General features: G+C 56.1%; 21 protein-coding genes and 1 tRNA gene. 10 read left to right on the forward strand and 12 right to left on the reverse strand.

All coding sequences use genetic code 11. The annotated features are described in order from the left end of the window. Positions 1–158: 158 nt before the first annotated feature. The 4 genes from rpsT (at position 159) to recF (ending at position 4,868) form a co-directional block, all read left to right on the forward strand. Positions 159–422, forward strand: a complete 264-nt coding sequence (gene rpsT, locus I9185_RS12630; RefSeq protein WP_170345656.1) for a 30S ribosomal protein S20 — start codon at positions 159–161, stop codon at positions 420–422. A gap of 556 nt (positions 423–978) precedes the next feature. Beyond that, the gene (gene dnaA / locus I9185_RS12635; protein ID WP_170345655.1) at positions 979–2,364 is read left to right on the forward strand and encodes a chromosomal replication initiator protein DnaA; all 1,386 of its coding nucleotides are present in this window, start codon (positions 979–981) and stop codon (positions 2,362–2,364) included. Positions 2,365–2,589: 225 nt separating this feature from the next. Beyond that, complete coding sequence (dnaN, locus tag I9185_RS12640; protein WP_171617360.1) at positions 2,590–3,711, forward strand: DNA polymerase III subunit beta; 1,122 nt, start codon at positions 2,590–2,592, stop codon at positions 3,709–3,711. 59 nt (positions 3,712–3,770) lie between these two features. After that, the gene (gene recF / locus I9185_RS12645) at positions 3,771–4,868 is read left to right on the forward strand and encodes a DNA replication/repair protein RecF (RefSeq protein WP_210093235.1); all 1,098 of its coding nucleotides are present in this window, start codon (positions 3,771–3,773) and stop codon (positions 4,866–4,868) included. Here recF and I9185_RS12650 read toward each other — a convergent pair. Further along, entirely contained in the window at positions 4,865–5,431 is a 567-nt protein-coding gene (locus tag I9185_RS12650; RefSeq protein WP_210093236.1) for a carboxymuconolactone decarboxylase family protein, read from the reverse strand. The two genes, recF and I9185_RS12650, sit on opposite strands and share 4 nt — an antisense overlap. 100 nt (positions 5,432–5,531) lie before the next feature. Here I9185_RS12650 and I9185_RS12655 point away from each other — a divergent pair, with 100 nt between their 5' ends. From I9185_RS12655 to I9185_RS12665, 3 genes are all read left to right on the forward strand, one after another. Then, entirely contained in the window at positions 5,532–6,104 is a 573-nt protein-coding gene (locus I9185_RS12655; protein WP_171724140.1) for a TetR/AcrR family transcriptional regulator, read from the forward strand. A 114-nt stretch (positions 6,105–6,218) separates the two neighbouring features. Further along, positions 6,219–8,636: a DNA topoisomerase (ATP-hydrolyzing) subunit B gene (gyrB, locus tag I9185_RS12660; protein WP_152456615.1), complete on the forward strand. Its 2,418-nt coding sequence runs from the start codon at positions 6,219–6,221 to the stop codon at positions 8,634–8,636. Positions 8,637–9,360: 724 nt separating this feature from the next. Then, on the forward strand, positions 9,361–12,129 hold the full coding sequence (locus tag I9185_RS12665; RefSeq protein WP_245223542.1) for an AsmA family protein: 2,769 nt from the start codon (positions 9,361–9,363) through the stop codon (positions 12,127–12,129). A gap of 11 nt (positions 12,130–12,140) precedes the next feature. Here the strand turns inward: I9185_RS12665 and I9185_RS12670 are convergent, their stop codons facing one another. Both I9185_RS12670 and I9185_RS12675 read right to left on the reverse strand, forming a co-directional pair. Continuing rightward, positions 12,141–12,641, reverse strand: coding sequence for a hypothetical protein (locus I9185_RS12670; RefSeq protein ID WP_210093237.1), 501 nt, complete (start codon positions 12,639–12,641; stop codon positions 12,141–12,143). A gap of 208 nt (positions 12,642–12,849) precedes the next feature. Then, positions 12,850–13,299, reverse strand: coding sequence for a mechanosensitive ion channel domain-containing protein (locus tag I9185_RS12675; protein ID WP_348539742.1), 450 nt, complete (start codon positions 13,297–13,299; stop codon positions 12,850–12,852). Between the two features lie 319 nt (positions 13,300–13,618). On the opposite strand from I9185_RS12675, the gene I9185_RS20450 reads away from it, so the two are divergent. Then, positions 13,619–13,846, forward strand: coding sequence for a hypothetical protein (locus I9185_RS20450; protein ID WP_245218079.1), 228 nt, complete (start codon positions 13,619–13,621; stop codon positions 13,844–13,846). Positions 13,847–13,999: 153 nt separating this feature from the next. Here I9185_RS20450 and I9185_RS12685 read toward each other — a convergent pair whose 3' ends face one another. From I9185_RS12685 to I9185_RS12705, 5 genes are all read right to left on the reverse strand, one after another. Next, positions 14,000–15,499, reverse strand: coding sequence for an AMP-binding protein (locus I9185_RS12685; protein ID WP_171635708.1), 1,500 nt, complete (start codon positions 15,497–15,499; stop codon positions 14,000–14,002). Next, positions 15,496–16,899 (reverse strand): aldehyde dehydrogenase family protein, encoded by a 1,404-nt coding sequence (locus tag I9185_RS12690; RefSeq protein WP_171635711.1) that lies wholly within the window; start codon positions 16,897–16,899, stop codon positions 15,496–15,498. The genes I9185_RS12685 and I9185_RS12690 overlap by 4 nt, the downstream gene beginning before the upstream one ends. A 64-nt stretch (positions 16,900–16,963) precedes the next feature. Next, positions 16,964–17,926, reverse strand: a complete 963-nt coding sequence (locus tag I9185_RS12695) for a tripartite tricarboxylate transporter substrate binding protein (protein WP_171635713.1) — start codon at positions 17,924–17,926, stop codon at positions 16,964–16,966. Positions 17,927–17,975: 49 nt separating this feature from the next. Next, a complete protein-coding gene (locus tag I9185_RS12700) occupies positions 17,976–18,446 on the reverse strand; it encodes a tripartite tricarboxylate transporter TctB family protein (protein ID WP_171635715.1) in 471 nt (156 codons plus the stop codon). Continuing rightward, positions 18,443–19,954, reverse strand: a complete 1,512-nt coding sequence (locus I9185_RS12705) for a tripartite tricarboxylate transporter permease (protein WP_171635718.1) — start codon at positions 19,952–19,954, stop codon at positions 18,443–18,445. Before I9185_RS12705 ends, I9185_RS12700 begins: the two co-directional genes overlap by 4 nt. Before the next feature lie 114 nt (positions 19,955–20,068). Between I9185_RS12705 and I9185_RS12710 the strand changes: the two genes are divergently transcribed. Beyond that, a complete protein-coding gene (locus I9185_RS12710) occupies positions 20,069–21,094 on the forward strand; it encodes a LacI family DNA-binding transcriptional regulator (RefSeq protein ID WP_171724145.1) in 1,026 nt (341 codons plus the stop codon). A 1,013-nt stretch (positions 21,095–22,107) separates the two neighbouring features. On the opposite strand, the gene I9185_RS12715 is transcribed toward I9185_RS12710, so the two are convergent. Continuing rightward, positions 22,108–22,183: transfer RNA gene (locus I9185_RS12715), tRNA-Thr, on the reverse strand. A 145-nt stretch (positions 22,184–22,328) separates the two neighbouring features. Between I9185_RS12715 and I9185_RS12720 the strand changes: the two genes are divergently transcribed. Then, positions 22,329–23,234 (forward strand): hypothetical protein, encoded by a 906-nt coding sequence (locus I9185_RS12720; protein WP_171635722.1) that lies wholly within the window; start codon positions 22,329–22,331, stop codon positions 23,232–23,234. Positions 23,235–23,502: 268 nt separating this feature from the next. Here I9185_RS12720 and I9185_RS12725 read toward each other — a convergent pair whose 3' ends face one another. Genes I9185_RS12725 through I9185_RS12735 form a run of 3 tightly spaced genes read right to left on the reverse strand, consistent with a single transcriptional unit; the run spans position 23,503 to position 26,812 of the window. Next, a complete protein-coding gene (locus tag I9185_RS12725; protein WP_210093238.1) occupies positions 23,503–24,222 on the reverse strand; it encodes an alpha/beta hydrolase in 720 nt (239 codons plus the stop codon). Continuing rightward, the gene (locus tag I9185_RS12730; RefSeq protein WP_209834136.1) at positions 24,219–25,760 is read right to left on the reverse strand and encodes an ABC transporter permease subunit; all 1,542 of its coding nucleotides are present in this window, start codon (positions 25,758–25,760) and stop codon (positions 24,219–24,221) included. The genes I9185_RS12725 and I9185_RS12730 overlap by 4 nt, the downstream gene beginning before the upstream one ends. Beyond that, positions 25,757–26,812: a glycine betaine/L-proline ABC transporter ATP-binding protein gene (locus tag I9185_RS12735; RefSeq protein WP_209834135.1), complete on the reverse strand. Its 1,056-nt coding sequence runs from the start codon at positions 26,810–26,812 to the stop codon at positions 25,757–25,759. Before I9185_RS12735 ends, I9185_RS12730 begins: the two co-directional genes overlap by 4 nt. Positions 26,813–26,856 lie beyond the last annotated feature (44 nt).

The following is a 26,856-nucleotide window of genomic DNA, read 5'->3' on the forward strand; positions in this document are numbered from 1 at the left end:
ATCAACTTGGCAATCTCTCGAAACTTGGCTAAAGACCCCCGCTATACATGCGCGTGCGGCCCGCTTGGCCCGACTCACACTCGTGATTTCTGATCCGGTGCGGATATGTCCGTGGCGCGCAACCCAAGATTAACGTACCGAACGAAGGTCAGATTCACATGGCAAACTCGCCTCAGGCAAAAAAACGCGCGCGTCAGAACGAAAAGCGCTTTGCAATCAACAAAGCGCGTCGTTCGCGCATCCGCACCTATCTGCGTAAAGTCGAAGAAGCGATCGCATCCGGCGACAAGGACGCGGCGACTGCTGCTCTGCGTGCGGCTCAGCCCGAGCTGATGCGCGGCGTTACCAAGGGTGTTTTCCACAAGAACACCGCCGCCCGCAAAATGTCGCGCCTGTCCGCGCGCGTCAAAGCACTGGGCTAAGCTTTTGGGTGACCCAAGGTCACGTCAGAAAGGCTGAACCATTCTGAAAAGGCGTCGTGCATCACGGCGCCTTTTGTCGTGTTGCCAGAAAACCGCGCCTTCACAAAACCGAGAGATTCTTTCGCCCAAAGACCCGAGTCAATATCAGAGTTTCGTTGCCGCGCCCCTCTCGGAATTGCTACGACTGATGTCAGCGATTCACTCGCTTGGGGGGACAGGCTGTTTTCCCGATCGAACTGACGGGCATCAGAGCGATCTGGGGACAATTGTCGACGACTGGCTTGAGCCAGGCTGCCGATCTGCCATGGAAGCCGGAATAAACCCGGTGATCTTGGCCCTGTCTAAAAATTGAGATTGCGACGTGCAACCCGATTTTCGGGACGTTCCGTTATTGCTGAGCGTCAGAATTGGGGGTTGCCGGGCTATTCGGGATGGTCCCGCCAAGCCGACTGGTTTGGCGATTGGATACCTATTGCGTGTGAATACAACACCGGGAAACCGGCTTCGTATGAATAAGGCTGACAGGCCAATAAGAATGGGATGCGTGAGGCGCTTAATGACACAAGAAAAATGGGGACTACTGCGTAACAAGTTGCTGAAGGCCATCGGTCGGAACAATTATACGACCTGGATCGAGCCTTTGGAATTCAAGGAGCTTCAGGACGGCGTGGCGGTTTTCTCGGTGCCGACCAATTTCATGGGCAATTACGTCAGCCAGAATTTTGCCGACCTCATTTTATACGAGCTGAACACCGCAGGTGAAACTGTGCAGCGTCTGGATTTCCGCGTCGCTGCAAACTCGCCTGCACGGCCTAAGCCAGCTGTCGATACGCCGCCGGTGGCAAAGCCTGAACCTGTCGCCGCGCCGAGCGAGGACCCGGCGCAGGATACATTGGAATCGCTTCAGGCTGCCCCGTTGGATTCCCGCTTTACCTTTGACAGTTTTGTCGTCGGCAAGCCCAATGAACTGGCCCATGCGGCCGCGCGTCGGGTATCCGAGGGCGGGCCGGTAACCTTCAATCCGCTGGTTCTGTACGGCGGCGTGGGGCTGGGTAAGACCCACTTGATGCACGCCATTGCATGGGAGCTGAAAACCAAACATCCGGAACTCAACGTTCTGTACCTGTCAGCGGAACAGTTCATGTACCGGTTCGTGCAGGCCCTGCGCGAGCGTCGGATGATGGATTTCAAACACCTGTTCCGTTCGGTTGACGTTTTGATGGTTGACGACGTGCAGTTCATCGCCGGCAAGGATTCCACTCAGGAAGAGTTTTTCCACACGTTCAACGCGCTGGTGGATCAGAATAAACAGATCATCATCTCGGCCGACCGCGCCCCGGGTGAGATCAAGGATCTGGAAGACCGGGTGAAATCCCGCCTGCAATGTGGTCTGGTGGTTGATCTGCACCCGACCGATTATGAACTGCGTCTGGGCATTTTGCAGAACAAGGTGCAGCAATACAGCTCATCCTATCCGGACCTGGCGATTGCCGATGGCGTTCTGGAATTCCTGGCGCATCGCATCTCGACCAATGTTCGGGTGCTGGAAGGTGCCCTGACCCGTCTGTTCGCTTTTGCCTCGCTGGTTGGCCGCGAGATCGACATGGAACTGACGCAGGATTGTCTGGCGGATGTGCTGCGCGCCTCGGAACGCAAGATCACCGTTGAAGAGATCCAGCGGAAGGTGTCCGAGTATTACAACATCCGGCTTTCTGACATCATCGGCCCGAAGCGCCTGCGCTCTTACGCGCGTCCGCGTCAGGTGGCGATGTATCTGTGCAAGCAGTTAACCAGCCGGTCGCTGCCCGAGATTGGCCGCCGTTTTGGCGGGCGCGATCACACGACGGTCATGCATGGCGTCAAGCGCATTGAAGAGTTGAAGCTGACCGACGGTCAGATCGCTGAAGACGTGGAAATGCTGCGCCGGTCGCTTGAAGCCTGATCCGCGCCTTTAATGCAGGAAACCGCCCCGGTTCCTTGGGTCCGGGGCGTTTCTTGTGCGCATTAGTCCACGGTTGGATCAGAACTGGTGCCTGTCAGGCACGCTGCCCTTGACGCTGGACGCAATCCAACCCAGAAATCCGTAAAAAATCCTTGTGCCTCAGGGTGGAACCGCTAACGTGCCAGTCCCGCCCATGTCGGTACGCAAGTCAGAGGAATTGAGGGTATGAAGATCAGCATCGAACGCGGCACCCTTCTCAAGGCCGTTTCGCAGGCCCAATCCGTAGTGGAACGCCGCAATACCATTCCCATACTTGCGAATGTCCTGATTGAGGCGGAAGGCGATCAGGCGCTGTTTCGCGCGACAGATCTGGATATCGAAGTGGTCGACAAAGCCCCGGCGCAGGTCGAGAAAGCCGGTGCCACCACCGTGGCCGCGACCACCTTGCACGAGATCGTGCGCAAACTGCCCGACGGAGCGTTGGTCACGCTGACCGCGGACAGCGCGGCAGGGCGTCTGACGGTTGAGGCGGGTCGGTCGAATTTCTCGCTGGCGACGCTGCCGAAAGAGGATTTCCCGGTCATGGCGTCGTCGGAGTATCAATCAAATTTCACGGCTTCGGCTGCCCTGCTGCGACGGTTGTTCGACAAGTCGAAATTCGCAATCTCAACAGAAGAGACCCGGTATTATCTGAACGGTGTCTATATGCATGTGGCCGACGGATCCGATGGCGGCAAGGTGCTGCGCTGCGTGGCCACCGACGGCCACCGGCTTGCTCGGATCGATGCCGATTTGCCGGATGGTGCAGAGGGCATGCCGGGCGTTATCGTCCCGCGTAAAACCGTAGGCGAACTGCGCAAGCTGCTGGACGATGATGAAATGGATATCGCGGTTTCGGTCAGCGAAACCAAGGTGCGTTTCGCCACGCCTGATATCACGCTGACCTCGAAGGTCATTGACGGAACCTTTCCCGACTACACGCGCGTTATCCCGCAAGGAAATACGCGCAAGCTGGAAGTGGATGCTGCCGAGTTCGCACAGGCCGTGGACCGGGTGGCAACGGTGTCTTCCGAGCGTTCGCGTGCGGTGAAGCTGCAACTGGATGGCGACAAGCTGGTCCTGTCGGTGAACGCACCAGACAGTGGCGCGGCCGAGGAAGAACTGGCGGTCGCCTATGGTGATGAGCGTCTGGAGATCGGGTTCAATGCCAAATATCTGCTGGAGATCGCGTCTCAGGTGGATCGAGAGAATGCGGTGTTCATGTTCAATTCAGCTGGCGACCCGACCCTGATGCGCGAAGGCAATGACCAGAGCGCAGTTTACGTCGTCATGCCAATGCGCGTCTGATCGCGCGGACGTGCGATGCCTCCGGCGGGAGTATTTTTGAAAAAATGAAGGGAGGGGTCATGGGATTGGCCCTGACCGAGCTTACGGTCTCGCATTTTCGGTCTCACAAGCTGGCGCGGTTGTCTCTGGACGGGCGGCCGGTGGCTATTCACGGGTCGAACGGGGCGGGCAAGACCAATATTCTGGAAGCGGTATCCTTGTTTTCACCCGGTCGCGGAATGCGGCGGGCAAGCGCGGCCGAGATGACGCGGCGGCCCGAGGCGCTGGGCTGGAAACTGTCGGGACTGTTGCAATCGCAGGGTCAGAATTTCGAAATCGAAACCTGGTCTGAGGGTGGTGCGGCACGGCAGGTGAGGATTGATGGAAAATCCGCCACCCAGATTGATCTGGGTAAACTTGCGCGGGTGGTCTGGCTGGTTCCATCCATGGACCGCCTGTGGATTGAAGGGGCCGAAGGCCGGCGCCGGTTTCTTGATCGCATTGCGCTCAGTTTTGATCCGTCTCATGCAGAGGCCTCGCTGGCTTACGAAAAAGCGATGCGCGAACGGAACCGTTTGCTGAAAGAGCAGGTTCGGGACGCGCATTGGTATGCTGCGCTTGAGGGTCAGTTGGCCGAGATGGGGCATCGTATCCACACAGCGCGATTGGCGGCGTTGAGCCATCTGAGGGTAGCGCAGGATCAGGCGGAAACCGCGTTTCCGTCTGCCGAGTTGGAATTGGTGCAAACCGAAGGCGCGATGCCCGAAACGGCAGAGGATCTGCGCGAGGCTTTGAATGAAAGCCGGTTCAGGGACTTGGCTGCGGGTCGGACTTTGGTTGGGCCGCATCGGTCAGACTTGTATGGCGTCTTTGCTGCCAAGGGTGTTCCCGCCAAGGATTGTTCGACCGGTGAGCAGAAGGCGCTGCTGGTTTCATTGATCCTGTCCAATGCCCGAGCTTTGGCTGCAATGGTGGGTGCGCCACCGATCGTTTTGCTGGATGAGGTGGCCGCTCATCTGGACGCGGGCCGGCGCGCTTCACTTTATGACGAGATTTGTGCGTTGGGTGCTCAGGCCTGGATGACGGGCACCGGGCCTGAACTGTTTGAGGAGTTGAGTGACCGGGCCCAGACGCTGATCGTGACCGAAGGCGATGAGGGGTCGGTCGTAGCGGCTTAGGCCGGTTCGTTGACTTTGCGCTCCCACAGGAAACCGCGCATGACTTCATCGACCGGTGTTTTGGCCATGTGGTTGACGTAGTTTGACATGGTTTTTTGTGCAAGGCCCAGCACCACGTCCAGAACCGCACGATGGGAATAGCCCGCGTCGAAGAACGCCTGAAGCTGTTCCTCGGTCGGGTTGCCACGGGTTTCCATCACTTGCAGGGTGAAGCTGCGCAGCGCTTCGAGTTTGGGCGAAGGCAGCGGGGTTTCATTGCGCAGAGCCTGGGAGATTTCGTCTGATACCTTCATCATCTTTGCGATGCCGGTGTGCGCGGGCACGCAGTAATGGCATTCGTTTTCCACATTGATGGTCTGCCAGACGACGGTTTTCTCATCGTTGTCAAAATCGGTCTGCAAGAACAGGCTGTGCAGAACTTGATAGCCTTCAAGGTGCTGTGGGCTTTCTGCCATCACCTTGTGCAGGCCCGGCAAACGGCCAAAAGCGGCCTGGGACTTTTCCAACAGTGGTTTGGATGCTTCGGGTGCGGATTCTGTGTCATGAGACGGGAAAGTGGCCATGTCGGAACTCCTGTTTCTGGCGCGATGGGTGGTATTTAGGGTTTCTTGAGTGATCACTCAAGTATATATTTGAGCGAACGTTCAAGAATTGGTGATGCCGATGCCCCGCAAACCCGCATATGATCGCGACGCGTTGATCGAGAAGGCCCGTGACATCTTTTGGCGTCAGGGTTGGGCTGGTACGTCGCTGAAGGACCTTGAACGGGAATTGAAGCTGAAACCCGGCAGTTTCTACGCGGCTTTCGGGTCGAAGGACGCGCTCTATGCGTTGACGCTGGAAAGCTACACGCAAGAAGGTGTGGCGCGCCTGAAAGCCCTTGCTGAAAGACTGGGGCCGAAGGAGGCGCTCAAGGCGCAACCACGTCTGGTCATCGAAGCGGTCGAGAACCCGGCAAAGGCCTGCATGCTGGCAAAGACATATGCCGAGTTGCAGGCGAAGGATCATGCGCTTGCGGATCAGGCCGCGCGTCACATGGCGGAAATGAAGGCGTGTTTCGCCGACCTGTTCCGCAGCGCCCAGGCCGCCGGTGAAATCCGGCCTGAACATGACCCGGATCGGCTGGCGGCCCGGTATCAGTCGGACATTCTGGGGCTTCGGTTATCGGCCGAACGCAAGGATGTCGATGCGCTGGAAATCGCGGCGGATATCGCTTCTGACATCGACCGGTTATGAGGTGGATTCAGATGGGCAGAAAACGACTTGAGCACACACAAAATATTGGGGGATCGCGTGACAATCCCCACCAGAAAACGTATAAGGTACCAAAATAATATAGGTACTGACTGAATGTCCGAAGACGCACAGGCTCCTCAAGAATACGGCGCAGATTCCATCAAAGTTCTCAAGGGCTTAGAAGCCGTTCGCAAACGCCCCGGGATGTATATCGGGGACACGGATGATGGATCGGGCCTGCACCACATGGTGTATGAGGTTGTCGACAACGGAATTGACGAAGCGCTGGCGGGTCACGCCGACCATGTGACCGTGAAAATTCACGCGGATTCCAGCGTTTCGGTCAGCGACAACGGCCGCGGAATTCCGGTTGATATCCACCCGGAAGAAGGCGTTTCAGCGGCAGAGGTCATCATGACCCAGCTGCACGCGGGCGGCAAGTTCGACAGCAACTCTTACAAGGTGTCGGGCGGCCTGCATGGCGTGGGTGTTTCGGTAGTAAACGCCCTGTCGGACTGGCTGGAGCTGCGCATTTGGCGCGCGGGCAAAGAGCACGTGGCGCGATTTGAGGGCGGTGAAACAGCAGAGCATCTGAAGGTTGTCGGCGAATGCGGCGATCGTACGGGAACCGAAGTGCGGTTTCTGGCGTCGACCGACACGTTCTCGAATCTCGAATACTCGTTCGAGACGTTGGAAAAACGGCTGCGCGAACTGGCATTCCTGAACTCGGGCGTGCGGATCATCCTGATCGACGAACGCCCTGCCGAGCGGCTGGAGACCGAGCTGTTCTACGAAGGCGGCGTAAAGGAGTTCGTCAAATACCTTGACCGATCCAAAACGCCGGCCATGCCCGAGCCGATCTATATCAAGGGTGAGCGCGACGATATCGGTGTCGAGATCGCCATGTGGTGGAATGACAGCTACCACGAAACGGTACTGCCATTCACCAACAACATTCCGCAGCGCGACGGCGGGACCCATGTGGCTGGGTTCCGGGGGGCTTTGACCCGGACGATCAACAACTATGCGCAGTCCAGCGGGATCGCGAAAAAGGAAAAGGTCAGCTTCACCGGCGATGATGCGCGCGAAGGTTTGACCTGCGTATTGTCGGTGAAAGTGCCCGACCCGAAATTCTCGTCCCAGACCAAGGACAAGCTGGTTTCCTCCGAGGTCCGCCCGGCTGTCGAAGGTCTGATGAACGAAAAACTGGCCGAGTGGTTCGAAGAAAACCCCAACGAGGCCAAGAATATCGTCGGCAAGATCATCGAGGCTGCGTTGGCCCGGGAAGCTGCGCGGAAGGCACGCGAGCTGACCCGACGCAAGACGGCGATGGATGTGAACTATCTGGCGGGCAAGCTGAAGGATTGTTCCGAGAAGGATCCATCGAAAACCGAAGTCTTCCTGGTCGAGGGTGACTCGGCTGGTGGTTCCGCCCAGACCGGCCGGGACCGTCTGACGCAGGCGGTTCTGCCCCTGCGGGGGAAAATCCTGAACGTCGAACGCGCCCGGTTCGACCGGATGCTATCGTCTCAGGAAATTGGCAACCTCGTCATGGCGCTGGGCACTGGCATTGGCCGCGATGAGTTCAACATCGAAAAGCTGCGCTACCACAAGATCGTCATCATGACCGATGCGGATGTGGACGGCGCGCATATCCGGACCCTGTTGCTGACCTTCTTCTATCGGCAGATGCCTGAGCTGATCGAGGGCGGGTACCTCTATATCGCGCAACCGCCGCTGTACAAGGTTTCCCGCGGAAAGTCAGAGGTTTACCTGAAGGATCAGGCCGCTCTGGATGACTATCTGATCAATCAGGGCGTCGAAGGCGCGGTTCTGAAACTCGGCTCGGGTGAGGAAATCATCGGCCAGGACCTGACCCGCGTGGTGGATGAGGCGCGTCAGCTGAAACGTGTGCTGGACGCGTTTCCAACGCATTACCCGCGTCATATTCTGGAACAGGCCGCCGTTGCAGGAGCCTTTGTGCCTGGCGCTGTTGATGCTGACCTGCAAGGTGTGGCTGACAAAGTCGCCGCACGGCTGGATCTGATCGCGTTGGAGTACGAACGCGGTTGGCAGGGTCGTATCACACAGGATCACGGGATCCGGCTGGCCCGTATCCTGCGCGGTGTCGAAGAGGTTCGCACGCTGGACGGCCCGATGCTGCGCTCGGGCGAGGCGCGCAAGACCGGCAGCTTTACGCAGAGCCTGCAAGAGATCTACAACTCTCCGGCCACTTTGAACCGCCGTGATCGCAGCCAGATGATCCACGGTCCGCTGGACTTGTTGCGCGCCATTCTGGAAGAGGGTGAAAAGGGCTTGTCCTTGCAGCGCTATAAAGGCTTGGGTGAGATGAACCCTGACCAGCTGTGGGAAACGACACTGGACCCGGATGCGCGGACGCTGCTGCAAGTGCGCGTGGATGACATGGTCGAGGCGGATGATCTGTTCACCAAGTTGATGGGTGACGTTGTGGAACCTCGTCGGGAGTTCATCCAGAAAAACGCCTTGAGTGTTGAGAATCTGGATTTCTGATCATGTGTAGGGAGCCCCATAGCACTGCGGATACCCCATAAGTTTGCATAGTTTGCCCATAGTTTTGCGCTGCGCGATTGTCTGCCTTAGCGATGAATTCAATCAGTTTTTGGCTTAGTCGTTGCGGTTATGGTCCTTTGCGTTGCTCGATCACGCAAAGGGCCTTCCTAAGGAACCTTGGGTTCCATGCGGCCTTTTTGCTTGGATTCTCGCGAACGTCTGCGACGCGCAGAAAGCAGACTTTGCAAAGTTTCGCGGACGGCCCTTTTCAAGTTTTATGAAGTCTACTTTGATGCCGCACTGGGGCGATTCGAAGCTGCCGTTCGTTGCATGCGCAAATACTAGTGCCTGAATTTTCTGCCTCCACGGCACTATGCACTATAAGTCTATCTCCATCTGTCAGGACGACTGAACGCCAGCAACGAAAAAACACCGCACTGCGCAATCGGGAACAAAGTCGCGGCAGAGCTGATGAAATTGCCAGACGCGTTCAGCCCGTTTGTGTGATCAAAGGGCGGAAAATCTAGGCGCGAGTGTGGACACTCCCGATAGCACAGCACAAACCCATGGACTTTCTTTGTGAACGAGCTGACCTGGGCGAGAGGCCACCAAAACTCAGAAAATAGGATGCAATCCTACGGACGCAACCAACGCGACATAGCAATCACTATATCCTTAGTTGCCAGAAAGATTGGAGATTTCCGATTTGCGGTTAAACTGAATTATGAAAGCGATCACAGGGAAGCAAATGAGAACTTGGCTGTTTAGGATAATTGGACTCGTTGCGCTACTCGCTTTTGCAGCAATCGCTATTGTTTGGTTGCTACTTGCTGCGCCGTTGTTCTCAGATATGCGACGCAACCTTGTGGAAAAGGCTCTTTCGGAACAAATTGGGCAGCCGCTTCTGGTCAACGACGATGTGAGCGTCGCACTAGGTCGCATTACCCACATCTATGTCGGCGGCGTGGTCATCCCGAGCGAGACACTGCCAGAGACCTCTCTTGCAGAATTGAAACTGCTTGAACTGGAACTGGACGTTGCCGCCTTGGCCAACGGACGTCTGCACTTTGACAACCTTTTGGTGGACGGTCTTCAGGCTAACTTTCTTACAGCCACGGATGGGACAACAAGCTGGCGAAAAAGCCGACCAATGCCAACGCCTCAAACCAACGGGTCGCTTGCAGAGGACAATCAGGATGCTGAGGCCGAACTCGAAACGTCCGAAGTTGGTGGCAAAGAAAACAGTGGGATTCTTACTTTTCTCAGCGACAAGAACGTCAATTTCACATCAATCGGGTTAAACATCGACGACAAGGTCTCGGGCTTCTCATTTGTGTTTGACCTTCAGTCGCTTGCGCTTGAACAAGTAGATAACGGAAAAAGAACAAAGGTCTCTGGTTCCGGCTCGGTCAACGGTCAAGGTTTTGAAATCAAGGGCGACTATCCCCATGACGCGCCGTTTACGACGAGAGCCAACTTTGGAGAAATGACTGTCCGCTACGATGGCGAGCCATTCGCGGAAGACGAAGGTGGCGGTTATCGGGCTGTCCTGGAGATGGATACTGGCGAATTCGGTGACTTTCTCGATGTCATGGGATTGGAACGCGTTCTGGAAGGTAATGGCCAGTTGCAAGCTGAGCTTGTGTCTCAGGACGCCCTAAAGATCGAAGCATTTACTACAACCGTAAGCCTTGAAGATGGGCAAAAACTCGAAGCTGAAGGTTCGATAGATGACCTCTATACAGCTAAAGGCGTCGATCTGCTTTTCAATGCGCGCCTTCACCCAGAGGGGCAGCCGCCTCAAGCAGCAAAGAGTATCCAAGATCTGAAGTTCACTGGCTTTGAAATGCATATGGTTGGATCCCTCGCCTCCTTCGAATTCGAGAAATTACTGTTCGAAACCAACGCCTTTGACCAAGGGCTGGACGTGATCGGTCCAGCCTCTATCGAAACTATTCGCCGCATGCCGGATGGCCGCCTCGCGATGTTGGGCATTACCTTGCAAGCTGGCCCAATTGAGGAGCCGGTGCTAAAAGCCCAAGGCGAAATACTCGACCTGCTTCAGCTTCAGGACGTGAGCTTCGATGGCATGCTGAATGGGCCTGCCAAGTTGATTTTGCCCGATCTCGACGAAGGTTTTGTCGACCAGTTTGGCGGTATTAAGGCGGACTTCAGCATATCCAATGCGGGAGGCCCGGTATCACTAAATAGGTTCAACGCGACCAGCTATGACACCGATCTTTGGGCGCTCGACCTTGCGTTGTCGGTCAATGAGCTCAAAGGGCTGGCCGGGCTTGATTTCGACGTGAACCTGGATGTGGGCGATGGTGCTCAATTTCTGAACGCGCTCAACCTGCAACCTATCGAAATTGGCGCACTCGGCATTGATGCTGAAACCTCAAAGCAGGGCGAGGACTTTAATGCTGCAATCGAGTTCGAAGCTGGCTCCTCGCAGCTTCTAGCGGCTTTCGATGCTAAATTTCCGGATGGCTCTTCTGTTGTTCGCGGCAACGTTACCAGCGAGAGGCTCGATCTCAACGACCTGAAGAACCTGACTGCCGTGCTGGACCAATTGAAAAGCCTGGTAGGGGAAACCCCAAAAGAACCTGAAGCCGAAGTTCAGCCTTTGGTTTTGTCGAAGGAGACAAACGTCCAGCCCTTGGTGTTGCCAAAGGAAAAAGGGAAGCCTGCCGATCTTCTGGATGTGCAACGCGTGCTGCGAGAAGCTGACGTCGAGGTACAGATCGAATTCAAAGAGATTGTAGGCCAGCAAGGCGTAACATCTGTTTCCAGCCAATTGTCTGCAAAAGACGGAACCGTGGATTTCGGACCTCTTCAGATGGCTTATGGCGGCGGAACCTTCAGCCTGCGGGCGGTCATGGATCTGATTGACTCACCTGATTGGCTTTCATTGTCGGGGTCGACCTCAGGGTGGGAGTTCGGTGAGATCCTTGATGAGTTAGGGATTGGAATTGATGCCTACGGGCGTTTGAGTGGTGAATTCAACGTTTCGGGTAGTACCGCCTCGGGCAAGGCCTTCATCAACTCCATGCGCGGCAAAGCGTCTTTGTCGATGTCGCAAGGTTACATTAGTACCAGTCTTCTTGAGTTGGCCGGGCTAGGTATTTTCCCTTGGCTGTTTTCAGAAGAGTTCAGACAAGGCTACACCGACATCACTTGCGTGGTTGCTCCGGTTGATATTCAGGCCGGGCGGGTCAGTTCAAACTCCATCGTCATTGAAACAGCATCTGTTCAGTTGGTGGCCAGGGGACAAGTGGACTGGCTGAACGATACGATTGCAATACGAGCGGAGCCACGGCGCGTGGGCAAACCCCTTTCCCGCAGCGCTTGGCCGTTTGATGTGACAGGTCAGCTTTCATCACCGAAGTTCAAGCTGGATGTGGGTGGGTCTAGGAACAAGGCTCCAGAGGGCGCTGATGCAATGCCAGTAAACAGGCAACCTTGCGTGCCAGACATCAACCAATTGCAGTAATCGGTCGCGACCTAATTCTTCAGCGGATCTGGCTGCTCCGCCTGACACGCCAGAACGGCCTCAATGGCTTTTGCGGATCCGCTTAAATCGAGTTCGACTTCGGCTCCGCTTTCGCCAATGATCGTAACGCTTTGGCGTTTTCCAAACTCGGTTACAAATGCCGGATTGTCGAAAAATGCGTAGCCACCGGGCACGCCATTCTTGTAGACACCTACGGCCTCACCTTCGAACTGCGCATCACCAAAATCAAATCTTACTATGCCTGTCGCACCGTCCTCGACTTCAACCCAGGCCGGATTGTAGGCGGCAAAAAAGCCGCCAGCCTGATTTGGTGCAGCGCCAATTTCTACTGTCATATCGTCTTCAAAGGCTCTCCATGCGAGACAACCGTTGCCTTTTTCTGGATCGATGAGAATTGCCCAGTCGCCGGACTCACCCCACTGTTCCATCCCGGCTGCGTGAACAAACCCAGGCAGAAGCACTACAGTTGCGGAAAGTACCCACTTGATCATCCGGAGCCTCGCTGAGTTCTGAAGATTTCTTGTTTGATTCTAATCATTGCTCAATATCAATCAATCCAATCCGACGACGGCGGTGTTGCGTTTTTGAAGTTTCATAGATGACCCTGACGAGTTGTTAGTCAGATATGTGAGCAAGCTCACACTCAATCAGCTGAAGGTATTTTGGGTTCCGGTGGGTCAGCGATGTAAGACGGAGTCATTATTTGAGTTTCGTTTTCATTAAAAACATCGACAATGTTCTCGCGAAGATCCGACAAAATTTTGGTAAACTCGATCCACGAGAAGTGTACGCGTTGATTTCATAGTTGATCGCGTAATCTGCCAACTGGGTCCAAAGCACAAATGGCTCTGGGCTCTTTCTCAACCCTTGCGTTCGGTGTGCCGCCTCAATCAGCATCGCTTTGATTTTCTTGGGAGGCTCCTCGTAGCCAATCCCCACCGTCGTGTGCACCATTAGCCCCCGGCCATCCACTTTTCGTGAGTAGTTCACAACTTCGGAATTGAGCAGCTGGGCATTTGGAATACATATCATCTCGTTTTTGATCGATTTGATGAGTGTTTCCTTCAGTTTGATCTCTGTTACGTCGCCGATCTTGTCACCGACCTTAAGCCACAGGAGCTGGTTTGTTCGATGGGTTCTCTGTGGCACGCAAACTTATGGGCAAATCGTGCAAAGTTATGCATAAACAAAGCGCAGAGTTATGGGCAATCTTCCAAGATTTTCTTCAATGAAATCAATGTTGGGAATGCAGCGTAATGAGCGGACCTACACATGCGTAGGTGCGCGCATAGCACTGCGGATACCCCATAGTTTTGCGGTATCCGCCCATAGTTCTGCGGGTTAGTTGGTTGGTTTTGAACGGGTGGCTCGGCGTTGGCGTGTCTTCATCGAATCGGCCATACTGCCATGCAGGCGGGCCTGCTCAAATCGAAAAGTGGCTACAGGGAAGCCACCCGATATCTACCTGATGGTACATCGCCCGCCGTTCTTCATGGGAAGCAAGCTCGGTGTGAAGCTGGAATGGCGCTTGAGGAAAACAAAGAACTCGCCCAAGGGCGAGGCACTGGCCAGGCATCTTCTGGCAGAGTGGGATCTGGAACTTGGTCGGTTGATCGTCTTGATGAAAGCCGGGTTCCATTGGATCGTGGGCTCTACTTCTCCTGCCGCCCCGGCGATCAAGACAGGGTCACGGTGAGAATTTTCATGAAATGGCTCAAATCGTTTTAAGCTCTGGTTCCGGCCCAAGCCTCGGGAATGCCGTTATTGGTCAATGCCTTGCGAAGGCCCGTCTGGTTTGCATATCGGAAATTGCAAGCCTGCTTGCGGGGCCTCTATGGGCTGCAATCGGTCACTGTGTCAAAACAGGCAGCTTAATCCTTTGGATCTTTCCAGATGGACCCTTTGGCAAGTCTTGCAACAAGTGCACCTTATCAGGTGATTTGAAGGCACCCAGCCGTTGGACGCATATCGCGATGAGTTGGTCGGATGAAACGCTTGACCCGGTTCGCAATTTGACGGCGGCCTCAACGCGTTCACCGTAGGTTTTGCAAGGGCGTGCAAATGCGGCAGCCTCGATCACGTCAGGGTGCGAATATAGAGCTTCGTCGATTTCACGAGGGGCGATGTTTTCTCCGCCCTTTATGATCAGCTCTTTCAAACGGCCGGTCACGAAGAAGTACCCGTCTTCGTCCATATGCCCTAGGTCTCCGGTGCGCAGCCAGCCATCGGGCGTGAATGTCGCGCGCGTGGCATCCGGGTTCTTCAGATATTCTCTCATCAAATTGGGGCCGCGTACGGCGATTTCGCCCTTGGTGTTTGGCGGCAGGGGGGTCAGATCTGCCGACAGGATACATGCCTCGTTGCCGTAAGCTTTGCCCGGCGACCCAATCTTGCGGACGCCCGGCGGCAGCGGGTTGGACAAAATCTGTGCGGCTGTTTCCGTCAGGCCCATTGTTTCGACGATGGGGACTTCAAAACGGGTTTCGAACGCGGTTTGTACATCTGGTGCAAGCGGCGAGGATGCCGAGCGGCCGAAACGAAGGCGTGCTCTGGTTTCCTGCGCGGGTGTCAATTCGGAATGCAGCAAGTGCGAAATGATGGTCGGCACCACCGAAAACCACGTGGTTTTGGCGCTCTGGCACTGGTCCCAGAATTTGCGCGTTGAAAACTTTTCGGCCACGGCCAGGGAACCGCCGGAAACAAGCGCGCTCAGCACGGTCACGCAGAGCCCGTTGATGTGATAGATCGGAAGCACGCAAAGACCACGATCCGCCGGTGTCAGCTTGTGCGCAACGGTAGGGGTCCATCCGCCTGCCAGCAGGCTGAAGTGACTGTGCACGACCCCCTTCGGGCGACCGGTTGTCCCTGAGGTATACATGAGCAGCGCGTCGTCATCGGGACCAAGCGCATGGAGATCAGGGGCCTTATCGAAACGAGAGGCTGAATACCGCGTCATCTCTTTGGGGCGAACTCTGTCGAACAGATCGGCCTGCGCGTCGCCGACAAACGCAATTCGTGCGTCGCAATGGCCCAGCGCATATCCAATGGCCTCGTCCCCGGCGACAAGGTTGATGACCGTTGCGCGGAACCCGCCATAGAGCACGCCGTAAAGGCACTCGATCGCCTCGCGCCCATTTGGTTGAAGGATGGCAACGCTGGCCCCCTTGTCCAATCCCTGCGCGGTCAGATTTTCGGCCAGTTTTCGTGCCCGATCCCTCAGGGATGACCAGGTTAGCGCAGCTTCTCCGTCGAAAAACAGATAAGCATCACGATCACCGATGGTGCTTGCGCGTTCGTCCAGCCAGCTGCGGATTGTCCCGCCTGGGGGCGTCTGATCGTCCATACTCATGTCCCCGCATCAGCCCAATAATCCGCGAAGATATCTTCGACGGAAGGTTCGATTGCCGGGATTTCACGGATGACTTTGGTGCTTTGGACAAAGTGTTTCCAATGCAGGTTCTCATCAATCGCATTGCCACCCCAGCTGCCACACCCCATCGAAAGCGAGAAAGGCATGCCGTTGTTGAATGACCCTCCGGTCGCAAAGGTGTGAGCCTGATTGACGATTACGCGGCAGGTGGGCATCGAGGCACCCAACGCCACCGCACGGGCATCATCGGCGGTGTGTATCCCGATGGAATGCCCCGCGCCCTGATACCGCAAGATTTGAGCGGCTATGGCTTGGGCGTCCTCGAAATCGTTTGCACGGTAGAGCGCAGCCACGCGGCTTAGTTTCTCACCCGAAAGCGGATGATCCGGACCGATCCCCTTGGTTTCAACTGCAAGGAACCTTGTGTTTTCAGGCACCTGACCAACCATGCCCAGTGCCTTGATCATCTTGTCGGCGTCCTGTGCGATCACTTCGCGGCTCAGATGCCCATCCGGCCAAAGCTTTGAGACGATCTGGTTTTCGTCCTTCACCAATGCGCCTCCTTCATCGGCAAGGGCTGCGACGAAATCATCATAGATTGCGTCGACGGCGATGATTGCGTTCTCGGACGAACAGGAGGTCGCATTGTCGAAAGTCTTGGAGGCCGTGATCTTCCGGGCAGCGGCCTTCAGGTCAGCTGTCTCATCGACGATCACGGTGACATTGCCCGCACCGACGGCCACCGCAGGGGTGCCGCATGTCTGTGCGCGGTGCACATTGTTTTGACTGCCGGTGCAGATCACCCGGTCGCAGAGCTCCATCATCGCCTGAGTCTTGGCCTTGGAACCCGGCGGGGGAATCATCTGGACCAGATCGTGATCCAGCCCCAGTTTGTCGAACTCGGCATGAATGTAACGCAAAAGCAGCTCGCAGCTTGCAACGCCTTTGGGTGACGGGGCGACAACAACCGAGTTGCCGCATTTCAACGCGTTGATGATGTTGTTGGCGGGTGTGGCTGCCGGGTTCGTCGACGGCACCACGGCGCCAATCACCCCGATTGGGCGCGCAATCTCGGTGATGCCGGTACTTGCATCCTCATGGATGATCCCATGGGTTCTGACGTCTTTTATGTCGCGCATCAGGCCAAGGGTCTTGCGATGGTTCTTGATCACCTTGTCCGGCACGTTGCCCAGTCCTGTCGTCTTGACCGCAAGTTCGGCCAAAGCCCTGTTGCGTGAAGGCTCCATGATCGCCCAGGCGGCGGCAGCTGCTGCGCGGTCATAGCGCGTCTGGGTGGCGCCGGTTTCGTATTCTTTCTGAGCGGTGCGCGCACGGGTCATGATCAAACTGACTTGGGCGATGTCATCATGTGCATTCATCATTGAATTCCTATTGGTGGGGACAGGGCGGAAACCGCCCCATCCTGTGCCACTGCTCAAATCGTTACAGACCCGCCAGAAGCTCTTGCAGGGTTTCCTGACGTGCGGCCCACATCTGTTGAACCTCTTCGCGGGTCATGACGTGCATGGGCGATCCACCGGCTTTCATTTTTCCTGCCACCCGCGCGTTTTTGAACATTTCCGGGACTGTAGCGGCCAGTTTGTCGATGACCTCTGGTGGGGTGCCCTTGGGGACCATGACACCGCGGAAATTCACGCTGGCATTGTCGATGTCAAAGCCTTGCTCTTTCAGTGTGGGGACGTCCGGCAGGAACGCGCTGCGTTCCAGATCGAACACGCCAAGGATTTTGACATTTCCGGCTTCCTGTGCGCGGAACGCATCGGACAGGTTGTTCACGCCGCCCATGACGTCGCCTGCAATCACGGCTTTCATGGCCGCCGCACCGCCGCCCTTGGTCGGGATGTACGCCATTTTGACCCCGGCTTCCTTCTCAAGCTGCAAAGCGGCGATGTGGTGCCCGACGAACAGGCCCGCACCCGAAAAGGTCAGCTTCCCCGGGTTTTCCTTGGCATAGTTCACCACCTCCTGCATGGAATTGAAGGGGCTGTCCTTGGCCACGACGAATACCGCAGGATCCGCCCCCCAGTTGGCGATGGGCTCAAAGCTGTCTGCCGAGTATTCAACGCCGCCCTTGATCGACTGGGCGATGAAATGCGGGATGTTGTAAGCCGCCAGCGTATAGCCATCAGCTTCGGCCTGTGTCGCAAACCAGTTCCAGCCGACACGGCCACCGGCCCCCGGCTTGTTGATGATCGCGATGGGCATTCCAAGCGCGTCTTCATTGCCCGCAGTCATGGTGACGATACGCGCCTGAAAGTCGGTGGCGCCACCCGCACCATAACTGACCATCATCATGATCGGGCGTTCGGGGTAGTCCTGCGCGACGGCCGCGCCACCGGTCAGGGACATCAGCGCCAGTGCAGCGCCTGCCAGTAGATGTTTCATTTCAGATCCTCCCTTGGATTTGCGTAAGCCGCTTTTCGCGCGGTCTTTTTCAGAAAAATACTTCTCGTGGCGTGTAAACTTTGAGGAGCATGGCGAAGAGCCCATACATTACGGCCAAATACCCGATCGTGATGATCACACGCCTAGTCCAGGTTTTGATTTCGCCATGCGGTGCAGGGTCATAGAAGCTGAGCAGCAAGAAGAATGTGATCGTTCCGGCGGTGTAAAACCCAAGCGCCTTGGCGGCCCAAAAGATGTAGATGAGCGCGATAATCAGTCCTGGCAGAAGCCAAATGAAATCCTTGCGCGAGACGCCGTTGCCCACCTTGGTCCAGCCCAGAAGCGCCTTGGCAAACGTCCACAGGGCCAGAACGACAAACACAGTCGAAATCAGGCGTGGGAACAAGAAAGCTTCGGCCGGTTGCTGGGTATAGCTGACCCATGCCACCCAGATCCCGACGGCAGCAATGACGCCGGACGCCACAATATGTTGCGCGCGTGGAAGACTGACGGAACTCATGCCATGATCTCCTCTTTTGATGTGTAGCGACGATTGCGAAGCTCCATCCAGACCGAATAGGCGATCGAAGCGATGACGATTGCGATCAGAACGATATTCAGCGTTCCGGTCAGGAAATAGCTGGCCATCCCTTCGCTGGCCCCTGCAATCATCGAACCTTGAATGAAGTTCGCCTCGGCAATCGGGCCAAGGATCAGGCCAAGCACCAGTGGCGCAGCTGAAAAGCCAAAACGCTCAAGAAAGTACATCATGACGCCAAGTGCCGCCATGACATAGACGTCGCCCATGCTGGACTGTACCGAATAGCTTCCGAAGACAGCCAGGCCCAGAACAACTGCGGCCATGACGCTCTGCGGTACCTGCGCCACCCGGGCGGCAAGGCCCGCGACATAAAGACCGAAGATGCACATCAACACCTGCCCGATCAGCATCGAATTTATGAAGGTCCAGGCAACATCCGGGTGGTTGTCGAAAAGGTCCGTGCCGGGAAAAATCCCGTGGATCAACAGGCCGCCCAGCAGCACCGCCGCAGTCGGCGACCCCGGGATCGAGAGCGTCAAAAGCGGAACAAGGCTGGGGCCGACCATGGCGTTGTTCGCGCTTTCCGCTGCGATCACGCCTTCGCTGTGGCCCTTTCCGAATTTCTCGCGCTCGGGACTGAACTTCTTGGTCTGGTCATAGGCGACCAAACCCGCGATCTGTCCACCGACGCCCGGGATCAGCCCGATGACCGAGCCGGTAATGGTGCCGATGCTCAGCGCCCTCGGGCGGCGCAGAAGCTCACGCACCGCATCCATGATCGAGTGCTTTTCGACTTCGATCACTTCGGCATTTGCCGTGTTGCGGCCCTTGGCGAACATGGTCAGGACCTGAGGAATTGCAAAAAGCCCGATGAGCGCGGCGATGATGTTGATGCCGCCACCAAGCGCCGGGTGGAAGATGAACCGTTGCGCGCCCATGATGTCATCGAACCCAATGGTCGCAAGCCAAAGACCGATGCATCCCGACAGCAACCCTTTGACAACGGATGCACTATCCAGCGATCCAATGACGGTTACGCCCAGGATGGCGAGCCAGAACAGGTGGCTTGGTCCAAAGGCCAACGCCCATTGCGCAAGAACCGGTGTCAGGAAGATGAGCAGAAGCACTCCGATCACCCCCCCAACGGCAGACGCCAGAAAGCTCAGCTGCAACGCCTGTGCGCCCTTGCCCTGCTTGGCCATCGTATGCCCATCCAACGTCGTGGCGATGTTTGCGGGCGCTCCGGGAATTTTCAGAAGGATGGCGCTGACCGCGCCGCCGGCGACCGTCGAGGTATAGGCCGCGCCAAGAAGGATCAGCCCCTGAACGGGTGCCAGATGAAACGTGAATGGGATCAGCAGGGCCACGGCCATGGTGGGTGACAGTCCGGGGGTTGCCCCCAAAATCAGCCCGCCAATCGTTCCCAAGAGCAACAGCCCGAACGAGACCGGTGTGAAGACATCTCCGAAGTAATACAGAAATTCCACGTTGCATCCCTGTGTTTGTTTGCGCGTTGACATTTTAGGCTAAGAGATGAAAATAGTTTTGCAAATGTTTTCATAAATAGCCTCGATCGAATGAAAGTTGTGAATAAAAAACATATGGATAAGCCGGATATTGTCGCTGTCGCAAAGGCTGCCGGTGTTTCCATCTCGACGGTTTCGAGAAGCTTCAATCACCCGGAATTGCTCAAGCCGGCGACTCGGAAAAAGATTGACCGGGCGGTGCAGAAGCTTGGTTATATTCGCAACCGAGCCGCGCAAGTCATGCACGGCCGACGCAGCGGAACTGTCGGGCTGGTGGTTCCGACAATCGACAACGCCATCTTCGCTGAACTGATCCAATCCTTTTCGGATGGGCTGGACCAGCATGGTTTCACGATGTTGATTGCTTCGCACGGGTTCGATCTGGAGCGCGAATACAAGATGCTGCGCAAACTGATGGAGCATCGCGTTGACGGGCTTGCGCTTATCGGGCTTGAACACTCGGAATCGACGTATCAATTGATCGAACAACAGGGTGTTCCGACGATTGCAATCTGGAACTATGACGATGAAGCGCGATTGTCTTGCGTGGGTGTTCAGAATTCTGAAGCTGGCCGTTTGTCCGCACGCCACTTGCTGGATTTGGGACACCGCGACATAGGTTTGATCTTTCCCGACCCTGCCGGGAATGATCGCGCATATGACCGGTTGCACGGCGCCTTGGAAGAATTGGGATTGGAACGGATCGAGGTTCCCGAACAATGGCGCCTGGAAGCCCCCTATAGCATTTTGGAAGCCAAACGCGCCTGCATAAGCTTGTTGGATCATTCACCACGTCCTACCGCTATTTTATGCGGCAATGACATTATCGCTCAGGGCGTGCTGTACGCGGCAAAACACTGCGGTGTGCGTGTTCCTGAAGACCTGTCCGTCATGGGAATCGGAGATTTCAAAGGCTCAAGCGAAATCGAACCGTCCCTCTCGACCATTCGCATCCCAGCCAAGCGCATTGGCGCCCTGTCCGCAGAATTGATCACAAGCATTGTCGCAGAGCATTCCGAAAAGATCACGACGACCAAGTGCGACCTGAAAGTGCTGACCAGGGCATCGACGTCCACCCCATCAGGAGCGCCGTCCAGATAAATCTCGGGACTTCCTTAACCGAAACAAGTTCCGAGACCTGTATTTTGGACCGGGCGGTGTCGAAACATCAGCGCCGAAAGTCTGTTCTTCTGGTTTGTTGCCAATCAAATACCGATTTTGAGAAGGTCGGTATTCCGCGTCGACCGTGTTTTGCGCTTGTCGAAATACGCTCAAAGAAGTCCCTTGACCGAACATCTGGATCGCAGCATCGCCCATGACTCTTGAACGTTCGGCGCGGGGCTGTTCCGAGGCCACTTGATCTTTCTGAAGCGGCCAATCCATCAATCTTCGATCAGTGAAGAATCGTGGCCGTCGTTCGATGTTCTTTCGCGGCTTCCTGCCTTTCTGGATCGCCGTGGGCTCTTGGGAACATGGTCGTCGTTCAACGCTTTTTCGACCAGCCAAGTCGCGTGGTGATCCGGGAAACCATATGGGTTTCAATGCGCCCTTTCTGGATATGAAAAACCGTTGGCCGTCGTCCCACTTCTGACAAAAGTCTTCTTGGTCGTTGATCAGATATGATGGGGCTGACCCAAAGGCTGACAAAGCTCGGATTACTTTGGCGTCGAACTTGAGATCAAGAAGAGTTTCGGCCGAAATCTCATAGTCGACAATCAAACTGTTGGTGACGACAAGCAGCTTACCGTTGATCAGATGAACCCATTCCTCGACGGGACTCCCTTTTCGCTTCACAAAAAGGGAGCAAGAAGCTGAGGCCCTTGATCAAATCCGACGGCAAGGGAAACCTCTCTTCTCCCAGTCAAATCGACTGGACAGGCTGAGAGTACGGAATCGTGTTTTCCCACCTACTGAGCAAAGATGCCCCCTGTACGGCGGAACGCTAAAGCCCTGATGTAGCGGGATTTTGGCGCACCCTGGAAATTTTTCACTGAGTCGCCGGCACGTTTAAACGACGGGGCAACGAAACCGCGAACGTTAGAAAAACGTTTGAAAATTCGAAACGCACATCGCCGGCGATGCGAAATTATTTGTTCATTTTCAATGATTTCAAGTGGTGCCCCCACACGGACTCGAACCGCGGACCTACTGATTACAAATCAGTTGCTCTACCAGCTGAGCTATAGGGGCACTGGCTGTCGATTACTTCCTCTGGCAGTGGACTGCAAGCCTGAATTTTAGCCCAAACTTAGACATTGCCCGATTTCCTGAGAACGTGCAAAAAACGCTGAATTCATCCGTTGCAAATATCTCGCGTGTGGTAACGGACGCGGCTATGCAGAAAAGCCAAGGGGTAAAGGAAAAAATGCAGGTTGCCATCCACGCCGGTGTTGCCTTTTCGGATGAAGGGCTGGTGATGTCCTCGCTTGGTGCGAACAGGAGCGTACTGGCCAAGTACCAAACTGCGGTTCTGGGGCCGCGTCGGTCCCGGCTATTCGTCAAAGTGATGTCTGAATCGATTCTGCAGGATGTATCTGATGCAGACGCACGGAACAGATTGTCCGAGCTTGTTGCCGGAAACCAGAATCTGGACCGCGTGGTTGTGTCGAGCGACAAGTTCTTTGGCCCCAGGCGCACCGCGCTGCAAGACGGCCAGATCTATCCGTTTGCGGGGAATAGAACGGCCCATGCGGACACTCTGCTGGACGGCGTGCAGGTTCAAGTGTTTGCAGGGCTGGTGAACCCCGGGGTTTTTATTCCAAAGATTCTGGCCTCGATCCATGAGGACCATCGGCGGGACATTCTGGCCAGCACCGATTTAAGCTGCCTCAGCTGGCTTGGCATGATCGAAGACCTGCGGGATCTTGCGCCTCAGGTTCAGCTCACCTTGTGGGAACACGAGAATTCGCCGCTTATCTGGGGCGATATCGTCCGCGCCATAGCGGGATTGCCTGATGAGGCTGTGCTTCATGAAGAGTTTGCATTCCTGTCCTCCCTTTTGACAGAAGCCGGACAACGTCATGTATTGGACATCGTGAGAAAAGGGGACGCCATCGATCCCGGCCGCCGACGTGAAGAGATGGCAAATATTCTGGACGAATACGCCCGACCGGAGCAGATCGAGGAAGAGCTCGACTTGCCGGGCTGGAATTCCGATATAGTTGAAGCGTTCACAGAGCTTTACGAGCAAGATCTGGCCACGATCCGGTCCATGCCGGACGTCCGTGTTTTGCAAATCTGATCGATTTGCGCAGTGCCGTTGGATTGGGTGCACAACTGCGCGAAGGAAACTTTTTCGACGATTCAAGCGTGAGGGCAGGAACGCATGCCAATTTGGGGCCCTGCCGAATATCAGGCCAGGAACTGGTGGTCTTGCGGCGACGCGTTGATATGTAAAATCCGGCCGATCAACGGATTAATCTGACGGACCATGGCGTTCGACCAAATCGATCATCCGGTTTGCCGCGGAATGGCAACATCTGACCGGTTCAATTGTTTGGCGCAATTCATCAGGCAGCAAAGTAGTCTCGCAATATCCCGTTGAACAGCTCGGCTTTTTCCAGATGCGCCGCATGTGCAGAGTTTGGTATCACCGCGAGGTTTGCATTCGGGATGGATTGCCACAACTGTTCCGTCTGACTCCATGGGTAGGTGCGATCACGATCCCCCCAGATAATCAGCGTCTTGGTCTTGATTGCCGGCAGGTTTTCAGCGCCGCTCCAGAAGTGCATCGCATCCAATCCAGCGAGCATGGCCTTCAGGTTGCTTTTCTGGGCTATCGTGGCGCAAAGTTCATATTCCAAAGCATTTTCGCGTTCGAGAAACCAGGTTGCCGCAATCCGCCGCGCCGTCACTTTCGGCCCGTCTGCACAGGCACGGGTTTTCGAGGTGTCGATGGTCTCAAACCGCCCGGGCAGCACACCGACGGAGCCGGTGCCATAAAGAACCAAACGGTCAATACGCTCGGGCGCACGGGCAACCATTTCCTGCGCGACCATTCCACCCATCGAGTGACCAACCAGGTGGAATGTCTCGATGTCGCGCATCGTCAGCTCATTCAGAGCCCAGTCCGCGAATCCCGAGATGCTGCAAAACGCGTCACGTTGCGCATTTTCGCCAAAACCCGGCAGATCCAGCGTGATGACATCGTAACCTTTCAGGGCCTCGACCTGCCGCTGCCATTGCCGACTGCCGCCCAGGAACCCATGAATAAACACGATGGGTGTCATTTCCGGCCGCCCTGTACAATCCGATCGAGGATCATGGCACAGAACAGGATTGAGAACCCCGCAAGAATACCCTGGCCCACATTCGCGTATTGCAACGCTTCAAGAACATCCTCGCCCAGCCCTTTGGCACCGATCAGAGACGCAACAACAACCATTGCCAGTGACAACATGATTGTCTGATTGATCCCCGCCCGGATCGACGGGCTTGCCAGCGGCAAGTCGACTTTGGTGAGCAGGTACCATTTGTTGGCGCCGAAACTGATCGCCGCCTCGCGCACGCTTTCGGGCACGCCACGCAAGCCGAGAACGGTCAGGCGCACCACGGGCGTACCACCGAAAATCATCGTGACCACAACCGCCGCCGGCTTGCCGACACCAAAAAACGCGATCACGGGGACCATGAAAACAAAGGCGGGCATGGTTTGCATGAAATCCATGATCGGCTGGATGAAAGCGTAGAACCGAGGGCGACGCGCCGCGAACATGCCCAGTGGAATTCCGATGACAATCGACAGGCATGCCGCTGTCCCCAACAAGGCCAGCGTGGTCATTGCGCCCTCCCAAAAGCCCAACAGCCCCATATAGGCCAGAAACGCGCCCGAATAGATTGCCGTGCTGACACCCGCAGTCAGCCATGTCAGCAGAATGATGAGACTGGCGATCACGATCCAAGGCGTCTGCACCAAGATGACCTCAAGCGCGTCCAGCAGGGTACGGATGCCGAATGTCAGCCCGTCAAAGAACGCTTCGCTGTTGCGCACGCACCAGGCGATGAAATCTTCCACCCAGGTGATGCTGGTCAGGCGGATATTGGGGTCTGTCGGGAAATGGCTGAGCAACGAGAAACGCCCCGGAAAGCTGTAATGCATCATCGCCGCAGCAACGATCAGCGCCATGAAGATCGCGCTGAACACGATCTGCGATACCGGCATTGCAGATCGGATTGAACGATCTGACAGCCATTCCGAGAAACGCGACTCGAGCGCCCAATTTGCCACCTGAGACTGAACAAGCTTGACGATGATCAGAATGATCAGGCCGGTCAGAACGATGTAAGGCCCTTCAGCGGCCATTGCTTCGGCTTCGGCGCGGATGCCGCCTATGTTTTCCTCGAGCGAGTCCACCGTCCGCTGGTAGACGTCGATCTTGTCCGAGTTGTTTTCGATGGCAGCGGCCAACTGCTGACGGCGCAGCTCAAGCGTCCCTTCAATTGACGCGATGCGTTCCATTGCCTCGGCCGCCAGGTCGCCGAACAACCCGCGCGCGATCTGCACATAGGCTATTGTTTCCAGGATCAGAAATGGCAACGCCCATGACCACAAGCCCCGCGCACCGAACCAGACCGGGCCAAACAACCCGGCCATCAGATTGAAAGTCGGCGTAAATCGGGACGACGCGCCGATCTTGTCGAAGTTGCGGATGTAATAGTCGGGGCTGGTGCGAACAAAGGCCCGGATGTTTTCGCGCCGCTCTTCGGCATATGCCTGGGCTGCTTCGCTCTCGGTATCTTCCAGCGGGTTCACATCTGAAGACCTCATGACACTTCGGTTCCTTCGATCACGGTGCGCAACAGATCGGCACGGGTTATGACGCCAACATCCTCGCCGCCGTCCTCCACAAGGATCGCGCTGTCGGTGTCGATTGCCAGATTGATCAGCGTGCTCAGGTTTTCGCCTTCATTCACACGCGGGGCATCCGAGGGCAGAGGACCGTGGGTCGCGACATGTTCCGGTATGGGCCGCATGACGGCGTGGGCACGCACCACCTTGAGCCTTGAGATACCCGCCACGAAATCGGCGACATAGTCGTCGGCGGGGTTCATGACGATGTCTTCGGCCGTCCCGATCTGCACCACCTTTCCGTCGCGCATGATTGCGATCCGGTTCCCGATACGGACGGCTTCATCCAAATCATGGGTGATGAAGATCGTCGTCTTTTTCAGGATTTTACTCAGTCGAATGAACTCATCCTGCAATTGCCGCCGGATCAACGGGTCCAACGCCGAGAACGGTTCGTCCATCAACAACACATCCGGGTTCGCTGCCAGTGCCCGGGCAAGGCCCACACGTTGCTGCATACCCCCGGACAGCTCGTGTGCGAATTTCGATCCCCAGGCTCCGAGTTCGACGATATCCAGAATAGCCGCGGCCTGACGCATGCGTTCATTTTTGCTGACCTGCCGGATCTCCAGCGGCATTGCGACATTGTCCAGCACAGACCGATGCGGCATCAGCGCAAAGTTCTGAAACACCATGCCAATCTTGTTGTTGCGAAACTGCTGAAGCTCTTTCGGGCCCAGGGCCATCACGTCAGTGCCTTCGATTTCGATCTTGCCTGCGGTGGGTTCCAACAGCCGGTTGAAATGGCGAACCAGAGTGGACTTCCCGCTGCCTGACAGGCCCATGATGCAGAATATCTCGCCCCGGTTGACCGAAAGACTGACATCCGCGACGCCGACAACGCAGTTGTATTCCGCCAGCACCTGGGCCTTGTCCAATCCACGGTCGCGGATTGCCTGCAGCGCGACCTCGGGCCTGCCCCCGAAAATCTTCCAGACATTCGAGATTTCAATAACGGTATCGTCGCTCATAAGTCCCCCAGAGGTGCGCATTTGGGTGGCGCCGTCCATTGCCG

The sequence above is a fragment of the Ruegeria sp. HKCCSP346 genome (genome assembly GCF_017872595.1).
Classification (GTDB): domain Bacteria; phylum Pseudomonadota; class Alphaproteobacteria; order Rhodobacterales; family Rhodobacteraceae; genus Ruegeria.